The 11947-nt window shown below is 72.1% G+C and carries 7 protein-coding genes; 4 read left to right on the forward strand and 3 right to left on the reverse strand.

Translation table 11 applies throughout. The features are described from left to right. Window positions 1-514 precede the first annotated feature (514 nt). The 3 genes from ABT025_RS34130 to ABT025_RS34140 form a co-directional block, all read right to left on the reverse strand. On the reverse strand, window positions 515-1771 hold the full coding sequence (locus ABT025_RS34130) for a cytochrome P450 (RefSeq protein ID WP_351002538.1): 1257 nt from the start codon (window positions 1769-1771) through the stop codon (window positions 515-517). Then, on the reverse strand, window positions 1768-2562 hold the full coding sequence (locus tag ABT025_RS34135; protein ID WP_351002539.1) for an alpha/beta fold hydrolase: 795 nt from the start codon (window positions 2560-2562) through the stop codon (window positions 1768-1770). The genes ABT025_RS34130 and ABT025_RS34135 overlap by 4 nt, the downstream gene beginning before the upstream one ends. 121 nt (window positions 2563-2683) lie before the next feature. Continuing rightward, a complete protein-coding gene (locus ABT025_RS34140) occupies window positions 2684-3685 on the reverse strand; it encodes a helix-turn-helix domain-containing protein (protein ID WP_351002540.1) in 1002 nt (333 codons plus the stop codon). Window positions 3686-4213: 528 nt separating this feature from the next. On the opposite strand from ABT025_RS34140, the gene ABT025_RS34145 reads away from it, so the two are divergent. The 4 genes from ABT025_RS34145 to ABT025_RS34160 all read left to right on the forward strand — a co-directional run bounded on the left by ABT025_RS34145 (window position 4214) and on the right by ABT025_RS34160 (window position 11945). Continuing rightward, window positions 4214-6043 carry an AfsR/SARP family transcriptional regulator gene (locus ABT025_RS34145; RefSeq protein WP_351002541.1) on the forward strand — a complete coding sequence of 610 codons (1830 nt, stop codon included), beginning with the start codon at window positions 4214-4216 and terminating at the stop codon, window positions 6041-6043. 79 nt (window positions 6044-6122) lie between these two features. Continuing rightward, complete coding sequence (locus tag ABT025_RS34150; protein ID WP_351002542.1) at window positions 6123-8387, forward strand: TOMM precursor leader peptide-binding protein; 2265 nt, start codon at window positions 6123-6125, stop codon at window positions 8385-8387. Continuing rightward, the gene (locus ABT025_RS34155) at window positions 8377-10287 is read left to right on the forward strand and encodes a TOMM precursor leader peptide-binding protein (RefSeq protein WP_351002543.1); all 1911 of its coding nucleotides are present in this window, start codon (window positions 8377-8379) and stop codon (window positions 10285-10287) included. Before ABT025_RS34150 ends, ABT025_RS34155 begins: the two co-directional genes overlap by 11 nt. A gap of 44 nt (window positions 10288-10331) precedes the next feature. Beyond that, window positions 10332-11945 (forward strand): nitroreductase family protein, encoded by a 1614-nt coding sequence (locus ABT025_RS34160; protein ID WP_351002544.1) that lies wholly within the window; start codon window positions 10332-10334, stop codon window positions 11943-11945. Window positions 11946-11947: the final 2 nt, after the last annotated feature.

Raw genomic sequence — 11947 nt, forward strand, 5'->3', positions numbered from 1 at the left:
GGCCCTCACCCTGTTCCGAACCTGGGCAACAACAACCGCCTCCTGAGCGGATGCAGGGCCGGAGATACCCAAACCGATGAACCCATGAGGTCAGAGCACTACCGGGATATCCGTCGTTGGTGGACCACGAACAACGATGCGTGTGGTTGGCGGCGCATGACTCTGTCCGTGGCAGCGGATGAAGGGAGTACGGGTGTGGTGTCGCGGTCGGCCGGCAGGCGTTTGCCGACCTTGGCTCCGGGCGGAAAGGCCGGGGGTGGCAGAAGGCCTCGGACCGCGGCAGAGAGCAGGTCCACCACGAAGACGAGTGTCGAGCCCGCCGGGATCGATGGCAAGGCGGCTGGTTGCCGTAGCATCCGGCCACGATCGAGGGCTGGACGCCCTGCACCGGAAGCGCACCGGTAAGCGTCAACACCCGGGCCTGATCGCACGTGGTCAGGCGAGGACGCGTCTACGCGGACCAGCAGCCGGTCCTCGCGTCCACCGGCAGACACCCGGCCCTGGACGGCCGGCGTCACACATCGGCCACCCACACCGGCAGCGACTTCAGCCCGTTGATGAAGTTCGACACCAGACGGCGTGGCGGCCCCGCGGGCCGGAGCGGCCCGGCCGGGAGTACGCGGCACGCCTCCTCGTACAACACCCGAAGCTGCAAGCGCGCGAAGTGCGCGCCCAGGCAGACATGCGGGCCGTCGCCGAACGAGATGTGCGGGTTCGGGGAGCGGGAGAGGTCCAGGGTGAACGGGTCGGGGAAGACGCGCTCGTCGTGGTTGGCCGAGGCGTGGAAGACGACCACCTTGTCGCCCCCGCGGATGCGCGTGCCCGCCAGGTCCGTGTCCTGAGTGGCCGTGCGGCGGAAGGACAGGACCGGTGGGTGGCGGCGGAGGAGTTCGTCCACAGCCGTGGTGAAGTCCGCCTCGCCCCTGCGCAGGCGCTCGTACGCCTCCGGGTGCTCGGCCAGGAGGTGCAGGCCGCCGGGGGCGGCGCTGCGTACCGTGTCGTTGCCCGCCACCACCAGAAGGAAGAAGAACATCTCCAGTTCTGGAGCGGTCAGGTCGGGGTCGGTGGCGAGGGCAGTCAGCACGTCGTCGGCGGGGTGCGTGCGCTTGTGGGCCGCCAAGGCGTGCGCGTACTCGAACATGTCGCGCAGGGACGCCGGGGAGCGTGGGTTGACCGGCATGCCGTCCGGGCCGAGTGTCGGCGTTCCTGCCTCGTCGGGGTCCTGGTAGCCGATCACGCGTTGCGTCCAGTGGAGGAGGAGCGCGCGATCCGAGTCCGGTACGCCCAGGAGGTCGGCCAGGTTGAGCAGCGCGTAGTCGTCGGTGACCTGGGTGACCAGGTCGCAGGTGCCTTCTCCTGCCCGCGCCTCGGTGACCGCACGCGTGAGCAGGGCGCGGGCCCGTTCCCGCACGACCGCCCCGAAACGGTCCACGCGCTTCGGGGTGAAAGCGCGGCTGACCAGCACGCGCAGCCGTCTGTGGTGCGGCGGGTCCTGGTTGAGCATCATCCGGCGGATGAACGGCAGGTCGTCGGGGTCAGGGTCGCGGATCTGGGTGGCGCCCAGGTACGAGGAGTACGTGGACGAGTCCTTCAGTACGCGGACGGTGTCCTCGTGCCGGGTGACCGCCCAGAAGCCCGGGCCCGCCGGCCAGCCGAGCACCTCGCGCTCTTCCTGCCAGGCGACCGGGTGGTGGTCGCGCAGGTGGCGGTAGCGATCGTGCGGGATGCCACGCCCGTACTGCCTGGGGTCGAATACGTCCGGCGCGCTCACACCGCCACCTCGCCGCCCTCCACGTCGGCCCGCAGGAAGTCCTCCACCGCCCGGATCACGTCGAGCGGAGCCTCGTCCATCGCGTAGTGGCCGCACGACGGCAGCTCCACGAGCTCGGCGCTCGGGAACCAGCGCATCCACGTGGAACGTTGCAAGTCCGCGGAGAGGGCCGGGTCCAGAGCGCCCACCACCGCCAGGGCCGGCACCGGCGAGCCGTCGATCCGGTCGTGGAAGTCCTCGCCCGCCCAGGAATCCAGCCAGGCACGGAACGCCTTCGCGTCGCTGCACTCGACCGAGCGACGCACCATACGGTCCAGCCAGGCCGCCGGGCGTCGGCCTCCCGTGGTGATGTCGAGGATGGCCCTGCGGTTGTCCGGGTTCCGCGCCGCCCCGGCGAACAGCTCCCACTGCTCGGGCGGCAGCGGCAGGCCGGACGCGGGGACCGGGGACACGCCGACGATTCTGCGTACCCGCTGCGGCGCGGCGGCCAGCGTCCGCTGGACGACGGAGCCGCCCATCGAGTGGCCGATCAGCGAGAAGCGGTCCCAGCCGAGCCGGTCGGCCAGCGTCAGCACGTCCGCGGCACCCTCGGCCGTGGTGTAGGTGCCGTCCGCGTCTCTCGCCTCTCCGTATCCCCGCAGGTCCACCAACGCGTACTGGAACGCGCCGCCGTCGAGGTCCGGCAGTACCGGGTCGTAGGCGGAACGGTCGGCGAACCAGCCATGCACGGCGATCACCTTGTGCGGGCCGTCGCCGTGCAGGGAATGAGGAAGTACAGAGAATGCGGTCACACCGGCTCCCGTCGCAGCGCTGCGGTGATCTGCCGGTCAGGTCGACAGCACCTCCGCCCGCCCACGGTGGCGGCAACCGTCGGCCCGCGCAAGGGCACACGCGGGGCAACCGGCCCCCTCGCTATCGTGCACCCGGTCGTAAGTAGCCCAGCTGGGCGGCATGGACGCCCGCCTGGAAGCGGCTCCGGGCATCCAGATGACCGAGAAGGCCGGTGGCGATCCGGCGGGCGGTACGGGGGGAGACACCGAGACGCTTGGCTATGGCCTCGTCCGTGTAGCCGCGTGCCAGCAGTCGCAGGGTCTCGTGCTGCTGGCGGGTCAGCGGTCCGTCCCCCGGCTTCTCGGGGCGGCCGAGCGGTTCGGCACGGTCCCAGACACTCTCGAACAGGGCTTCCAGCGCGGCGATGAGACCCGGCCCCGTCACCACGAGCGCCCCGAGCGAGGAGTCCTGGTCGTCGAGGGCGACCAGGGCGAGCCGTCGGTCGGCGATGATCATGCGAGTGCTGAGGGAGGGAGCCGTGCGGACCTCGACACCGATCGAGGCCAGCCAGTTCACGTGGCCGACCGTCGGCCGGTGGTTGTGGATGCTGTCCAGGTAGACCGTGCGCATCCGCACGCCACGCGACAACAGCTGTTCGTCGAGCGGGCCCGAGTTGCGCATGTTCTCTTCGGTCTGTGCACCGCCCGTCGAGAAGGTCAGGATCTCCTCCGCGACATCCTCGTGGATCCGGGCCAGGTAGTCCCGTACGTTGTCCACACCGTCCAGACGCATCACCAGGGGCTCGCCGGATGCCGGGTGCACGGAGGGAAGCCCGCAGAGAAGTTCGGCGATCGCCGCCCGGCTCTCTTCCAACTGCTGCTGCCTGGAGGCGATTTCAGCACGTTGTCGAGCGAGCAGCATCTCCAGGCCGAGCCGGGGGCTGACCGCGTGCAGCCGCCCGTCGTCGCTCCCCGCGGCGGGACGGACCAGTGCCAGGGCGGCCAGTTTCTTCAGGGCGCCCTCGAACTGATCGCCCGTCAGAGCCGCGTGCAGACGCTGCTCCGTCGGCGTCGCGTGAGGGCGATCGAGCAGGGCCCGGTAGACGGCCTCCGCCGTGGCGTCCAGACCCAAGGGACCGAGCATCGCCACTCCTCGTCAAATGTCTTGAAACGTCCGAGAGTTGTCGCTATCGGCAAGGGCGGGGATGCCCGTTCGCCGGCTCTTCGATGAAGCTATGGCAAAGATCATGACATGAGCGCGTTCCATAGGGCAGGGGGCCGCCCCAAAAGCGCGGCTTCCGGGTGTCCACATGCTGGACGGAAGGGGCCATGGCCTCATCGGTCCACCCGTCCGACCTTCACCGTCGCGTCGCTCCCGTACAAAACTCACCGTGATGGCGCAAGATCCCCACCGGTGGTCGGAAGGGCTCCCCACGTGACGCATCACCTCCGTTTCTCCCGCACGGTCCTCGCAGCCCCCTCGTCGCCGAACAGCGCCGGCCCCGCCGGTCCTGTCGGTCTTGTCGGTCTTGTCGGTCTTGTCGGTCCGGACGCCCATGTCGGCCCGGACGGCTTCGGACGGCACTAGGACCACGGCCGAAACAGGACCACGGCCGACAAGTCGACAAGCGCGACCGCGCGGTGACGCAAGCACCTGGGGAAGGCGGACGATGTGCGATTCCAACTGCTCGGACCCTTGAGCATCACCGACGGACGGGACGTCGTCGTACTCCCGCCCTCCAAGCCGACCGCGCTGCTGGCCGCGCTGCTCATCCGCCCAGGATCCGTCGTCTCCACCGAGCGGCTGCGCGAGGCCGTCTGGGGTGTCGAGCAGCCGGCCACGGCCAAGGCCGCGTTGCAGAGCTGCGTCCTCAGGCTGCGCAGGATCTTCGCGAAGTACGGCATCGAGGACCAGGCCGTCGTCGCGGTGGCCGGCGGCTACCGCGTCCACGCCGACGCCGAAACCCTCGACCTGCTCCACTTCCGTCAGCTCGTCGACCGGGCGGCCTCCGGCGGGGAGGAGCCGGAGCTCTACACCCTGCGGGCCGCGCTCTCCCTCTGGCAGGGCCCCCTGCTCGCCAACGTCCCCTCGGAGCTGCTGCACCGCGACGAGGTACCGCGGCTGGCCGAGGAGCGGCTACGGGTCCTGGAGCGGGTCTGTGACATCGAGCTGGCGCGCGGCCGGCACCGCGACATTCTCGTCGATTTATGGGAGGTTACGCGCGTATACCCCGCCCACGAGCGGTTCTCCGAGCTGCTGATGCTCGCCCTGTACCGGACCGGGCGGCAGACCGAGGCGCTGGCGGAGTACCACAGGATCAAAGCGCACCTGCGTGAGGAGCTCGGTGTCGATCCCCGGGCCGAACTCCAGCGCCTGGAACTGGCGATCCTGCGCGGCGACGCCCCCGAAACCCTGGGCGCGGGCCCCGGCACCGGCGCATCCGTTCAGCTCGCGGAAGCCGAGACGCCGCTCGGCGACGGCGGGCCCGAGGGCCTGCCGGACACACCGCCCGCGCCGTTGCCCGCCGTGCCCAGCTTCACCGGCAGAGGTGACGAAGTCGAAGCTCTGACAGCACTGTTGACACCGGCGCCGGTCTCCACCGGGCAGGCTCAGACCAGACTCGCCGTGCTCGCCGGGGCACCCGGCATCGGCAAGACGGCCCTCGCCCTGCACGTCGCCCACCTGGTGGCCGCCCACTACCCGGGCGGCTGCCTGCTGCTGCCGCTCATTCGCGCCGACGGCACCGCCCGCCCGGCGCGGGAGGCGGCCGAGGAGCTCCGCGATGCCCTGCCCGCCGCATCCGGCACCCTGCTGGTCCTGGACGACGTCGTCCACCCCGACCAGGTGCGCCCGTTGCTGACCGCGCGCACGGGCGGCGCCACGATCGTCACCAGCCGGATGGGGCTGGCCGCGCTCGTCGCCACCCACGGCGGCACGGTGCACCGCCTCGGGACCCTGGAACCCGCCGAGTCACAGGCCCTGCTCACCGCCGTGCTCGGCACGGAGCGGGTCGCCTCGGAGCCGTCGGCGGCGCTCCGGCTGGCCGACGTCTGCGGGCACCATCCGCTCGCCCTGCGCATCGCCACCGCCCAGTTGCTCACCCGGCCCCGGCTGCGGCTCGCGGACTGCGCCGACCGGCTACGGCACGATCCGCTTGCCCGGCTCCGGCTGGCCGACGACCCGCGGATGTCCGTACAGCTGACGCTGGACAAGGCCCTGGACCGGCTGCCCCCGGCCCTGGCCGCCGCCCACCTCCGGCTCGGCCCGGCGGCGCGCGTCCCGCTCACCACCGAGCGGGCGGCCGAAGTACTGGGCGTCGAGGAGGAGATGGCCGAGGAGGTGCTGGAACGACTGCTGGATGCAGGCCTGTTGGAGGAGGAACAACCGGGTTCCTTCCGCATGCACGAACTTCTGCGGGAGCACGCCCGGCGTGCGAGCGCCCCCACCGCCGGCTACCCCCAGGCACTGCTCCACCCACCCCGGCCGGCCGCTCTGAGGTGACACCCAGTAAGCCCGGCCGGCCGCTGTGCCCGCCCGGCTCCGCCCCGCCCCGTCCCAGATCGAGAGGTGTGACGCACGCATGGCAACAACGCCGTACGCAGAGACCGCCGGAACCCGGCCGAGGGTCCGCCGCGACGTCCTGTTCACCGAGACGCCCAATGGTGTGATCTTCCACAACGCGGACGGAGGCTTCCAGCTCACCGCCCGGTCCGGTTACCGCTTCGCCACGCTCCTGGTCCCGCATCTGGACGGCACCAGATCCGTCGCGGAGATCTGCGAGGGCTTCGGCGACCGGCAGAAGGCCATGGTGGGCGAACTCGTGAAGGCGCTCTACGCGCGTGGCTTCGCCCGCCCCGTACCCGCTCCGGACACATCGGGCACCCTCGCGGCCACCGCCCCGGCCGTCGCCGCCCGCTTCGCCCAGCAGGTCGCCTACATCGATCACTACACGGACGAGGCGGACGCCCTTTTCGCCCGCTACCGCGCCACCAAGGTCGCCGTACTGGGGGACGGCCCGGTAGCCCGCTGGTGCGTGCTGTCCCTGATCCGGAACGGCTGCGCCACCATCGGGGTCGACGCCGCCCTCACGGACGGCACCGGGGGCATCACGCCCGAGGAGTTCGCGGCCATCCATCAGGAGACCGCCGGACTCGCCGTACAGGACTGCCCCGTAACCCTGTCGGTGCTCCCCGGGCGGGCCACTGCCCCGGGCGCGGAGGCAGGTTGGGCCACTTACGAGGGGTACGACGTCGTCGTGGCCGCCGCAGGGCCCGACGTCCCGGCGACAGTACTGCCGTTGCTGCGTGAAGGAGTTCCCGAGGGCCGTACGCTCCTGCCGGCCTGGACCTTCGGACGCAGCGTGGTGGTCGGCCCGGCCATGACTCCGGAGGCAACGGCCTGCTGGTCCTGTGCCGCCCTGCGGATGGGTGCCGCCGACACAGCGGCCGGTGCGGCCGCCGCGGGCCTCTGGAGCGGGCTGGCCCTGGGCACCGGCACCCCCGGCGACCGGCCCGCCGGCCCACTCGCCGCCATGCTGGGCAACCTCCTCGGTTACGAGGTGTTCCGCCTGGCCACCGGGGTCCTTCCGGCCGAGACCCGCGACACGCTGCTCATCCAGGACATGGCCTCCCTCGACGTCGCATCCGAGCCGCTTCTCCCCCACCCCCGCTGCCCGTTCTGCGCAGTTGCGACGGGTGGCCTCGAACCGGTCGATCTGGCCTCCGCCCCGATGCGTCCCGCGTTCCTCCCGACGGTGGCCACAGCCCCCGACGACGACGCGGCCCAGGGCCCGCTCGCCGAGCTCGAACGCCGCTCGGCCCTCGTCCGCCCGTACGCCGGGGTCTTCACCGCGTACGCCGACGAACCACTGACCCAGACCCCGCTGAAGGTGGGCTCCGTCGTGCTGGGCGGTTCGGGCGGCCGAAGCCCCCGAACGGTCACCGCTTTCGACGTCCACCACACCGCAGGGGCACGGCTGCGGGCGCTGAACGCCGCCGCGACCGTGTATGCGGAGCACGTCGTGCCGACTCCGCCCGTCGAGGCGACGACGGACGAACTGCCCGCCGTGGAGGAGGAGACGCTGACAATCGCTTCCGGCACCGGAGGCTCCGGTACGGCCACCGTCTGGACGGCAGCCACCTCGCTGGTCACCAAGGAACGCGTCAGGGTGCCCGCCGGTGCCGTCCGCCCCTTCGGCACCCACAACGCCGACCGCCGCTTCGAACCCACCCGGGCAGGTGCCGGGGCCGGAGCGGACCTTCCGGAAGCGGCAGCCGCCGGCCTGCTCTCGGCGCTCGCCCACGACGCCCTGCGGCGGGCGGTCCGGGGGGCGGGCGAGACGGCTGTGATCGCGCACACGGCGCTCGGCGACGACCCCGAACTGACGTTCCTGCTGAGGTCCGCCGGCCATCTCGGTCTCGGCATCGAACTCCTCGACCTCGGTGAGCGGTCCCATTCCGGCGCGTCCGTCGTCCTGGCGAGGACAGCACCCGACGGATCCCCCGCCCGCTGGGCGGTCGGCGCCGCACCCGGTCTCGCGGACGCGGCGGTGGACGCCGTACGGGACCTGCTCGGCGAGGTCCAACTGACCGCCGACAGTGCGCTTCCCGGTGCCCTCGACCCGGGAGATCCCCTGCTGCGGGACCTGGACGCAGCGCTTGTCCCCGTCACCTCCACGGGACCGGCCGCCCCCGGGGACCCTGTCGCGTGGACGAGGATCCTCGATCGCCTCGCCGCCGACGGCCGGGACGCGCTGGTCGTACCCACGCACGCCGCCGATCTGCCCACCGCGGGCATCCACACCGTCCGCGTCCTGCTCACCCGGGCGGCAGCCGATGCGGGCTGACTCCCCCGCCGGGCCCGAGCCGGCCGCGCGGGCCGCGTCCGCCCGCCGTTTCACCGAGGCCCTGCGCGACGCGCTCGACGAGCTCGGCACCCTTCCCCGGCATTCCGTTCCGACGGTCACTCCGCTCGGGGTCCACGACGCGTACACCGCCGCGCCGCCGTCCGGGACCGGCATACCCGTGCACCTGTACGGCCGCCAGATCATGGTCGGCCCGTGGCCCGCCGGGGACAGGCCCGCCGGGTGCGGAACGTGTCTGGCGCGCCGCTGGCAGGGGGTGCGCTCCGTGCCGCTGCGGGAGGGCCTCGAACTCCGCTCCGCCACACGCTCTGCGGGTCCATGGCCGTACGCCACCCCGTTCGCGGCCACCGCGGTGGCCGCGCTCCTGACAGGCCTCGCCGGAAAGGATCCCGGGCCGGAGGACGGCCCCTTCCCCCGGGTGCACCTGGTGGACCTCGACACCATGACAGTGCACAGCCATCCCCTCGTGCCCGACCCGGAGTGTCCCGGCTGCGGCGGAGCAGGACCGGACACCGCGGAGTCGGCCGCGCTCACCCTGGAACCGGCGCCCACGTACCGGCCGGGCGCCTTCCGGGTACGCCGCGTCGAGGACCACCAGCTGCCCGTGGACGCCTTCGCCAACCCGCACTGGGGTTCCCTGGGCGCGTCCGTCATCTGCGACGTCGCCTCCACCACCACCTCCGCCACCGTCGGCTGTTTCTCCACCCGGTCCGGCGAGTATCTGCGCGAGACGTTCTGGGGCGGCCACGCCGACACCTACACCCACAGCCGGCACATCGGGATCCTGGAAGGGCTGGAACGGTACGCAGGAATGCGCGCCCGCGCCCGGACCACGGGTCTCGTCGCCTCACTCGAAGCGCTCGGCCCCGATGCCGTCGACCCGCGCGAAACGGGCCTGTACACGGAGGAGTTCCACGCCGCGAACCCGCACGTGCGGCCCTTCACCCCCGACCGTGAGATCCCCTGGGTCTGGGGCTGGTCACTGCGCGACGCCCGGCCCCGGCCCGTTCCCGAGATCCTCGCCTACTACCACGCACCCGGCCTGGAGAACCGGTTCGTGCAGGAGAGCTCCAACGGCTGCGCCTCCGGCGGCAGCCGGGAGGAAGCCATCTACCACGGCCTGATGGAGGTCATCGAGCGGGACGCCTTCCTGCTCGCCTGGTACGGACAGGTGCCGCTCCTGGAGATCGACCCCTCGACCAGTTCCCGCCCCGGCACCCGCCACATGGTGGAACGACTCGCCATGTACGGCTACCGGGCCCGCTTCTTCGACACCCGGATCAGCTTCCCCGTACCCGTGGTCACCGCCTGCGCCGAACGCTTCGACCGCGGCACCGGGCGGATGTGCTTCGGGGCGGGTGCCGGGCTCGACCCCGAGTCCGCCCTGGAATCCGCCCTCTGCGAGATCGCCACCGACTCCGTCAACCTTGTCGGCCGCACCCTGCGCGACGAGCCACGGCTCCGGGCCATGGAAGCCGACTTCGACCGGGTCACCACCCTCCACGACCACCCGCTGTCCTACGGAATCCCAGAAATGGGCAGGCACGCCGACTTCCTGCTGCGCAGGCCCGATCCGAGGCCCTCCCTCGCCGTGTCCGACCTGGCGTGGCCCGGCACCCACGGGGCCGGCGCCGCCCCCGACCTCCGGGAGGACCTGCAGCGTGCCGTCGATGCCGTCACGGCCGCCGGATTCGACGTGGTCGTCGTCGACCAGACCCTGCCCGAGCAGCATGCCCTCGGCCTGCACACCGCCAAGGTCCTGGTACCCGGTCTCGTCCCGATCGACTTCGGCTGGTCCCGCCAGCGCGCCCGCCACATGCCGAGGATGCTGGCCACACTCGGCTCCGCGAGCCTCAACCCGGCACCGCACCCATTTCCATGACGGTATGTCAGCAACGTCCGCCGATCCGAGAGGGGGCCGACCCCATGGGGTTCGCCCATGAGTACGCCGACGCCGTCCTGCACCGCGGCCGCATCCCGATGGAGCCCGTCGACTTCGTCCCCGACTGGCCCGACGGGCCGCGCAAGGGGAAGTTCTACCCGGGAGCGGATTCCTACGCCCTGCCCGACGGCGACCCCGTCCCCGAGGCCCGGGCTGCCCGCGGACTGCTTCCGGCACAGCACGGCCGCACGCGCGATGACCCGGACGGGTTCACGCTGCCCCTGTTGTCCGCGATGCTCAAGGACTCCTACGGACTGACCGGCCGCCGCCTCGGCATCCAGGCCAACAGCGATCTGTCCGGTCTGCCCTTCTACACCCACGCCAACTGGTCGAGAGGCACCGCGGGCGGCGGCGGCCTCTACCCGGTCAGCATCTACTGGGCGTCCGGCCCGGCCGGCCCACTGACCCCCGGCATCCACCACTACGACGTCCACCGGCACTCCGTGCAGCGCGTGCTGACCGGCGACGTCTCCGCCCGGGTCCGCGAGGCGCTCGGCCCCGACGCGCCCCCGGAGGCGCTGGAGACCGACCAGTATCTGATCCTCGGCGTCAAGTACTGGCAGAACTCGTTCAAGTACAACAGTTTCTCGTACCACGTGGTCTCCACCGACGTCGGCACCCTCGTGCAGACCTGGCGGATCTGGGCCGGTGCGCGGGGCCTTCGCACCACCCCGGTCCTGTGGTTCGACGAGCCCCGGCTGAACGGCCTGCTCGGCACGGCGGGAGAGGAGGAGGGCGTCTTCGCCGTCGTCCCGCTCCGCTGGGACACACCTGCCGGCCCCCGTACGGTGTACGCGCCCGGCAGCCCCGACCCCGCCGTCCGGCACCGGGACAGCGAACGCTCCCGCACCGTGCTGGAGTTCCCCACCGTTCTCGCGATGCACGCCGCGACCACTTCGGACGCCGCCGTCCGTCCCGCCCCCGGCGCCCTGGCCCCGGCAGCCGCGCGGCCCGCCCCCTCGGGCGGCACGCGGACGGCCCTGCCGGCTCCCGCCTTCCCCGGCATGCCCGTACGCCGGGCCCTGCGCACCCGCCGCAGCAGCTTCGGCCGCTTCGACGCCGCCCGCCCCGTCACCCCCGCCCAGCTGTCCGCCGTTCTCGCGGCCTGCGCCGGGTCTTCGCTGCCCAGCGACGCGGACCCGGACGGCGCCGTACAGCAGACCCGCCTCTACGCCTTCGTCAACCACGTCGAGTCCGTCGAGCCGGGGGCCTACGCCTACGATCCGGAAACGGGCGAGCTGTGCCTCGTCGAGGCGGGCCCGCAGGGGGCGTTCCTCCAGGACACCTACTTCCTGGCCAACTACAACCTGGAGCAGGCGGGCGCCGTCCTGGTCCCGACCGTGCGCACCGACGCCGTGCTCGACGCGGTCGGGGACCGGGGCTACCGACTGGCCGTCGGAACGGCCGGTGCCGTGGCCCAGACCTTCTACGTGGCCGCCGCCACGCTCGGACTCGGAGCGGGCGTCGCCCTGGGCTTCGACAACATCGCGTACATCGAGAAGCTCGGCCTGGGCGACAGCGACGAGGCACCCCTGCTGATCATGCCGCTCGGAAACGAACGCCCCCGCCCCGCCGACTTCCGCCACGAGATCGCCTGACG

The organism is Streptomyces sp. NPDC002809 (assembly GCF_040295435.1).
In the GTDB taxonomy this organism is placed as follows: Bacteria; Actinomycetota; Actinomycetes; order Streptomycetales; family Streptomycetaceae; genus Streptomyces.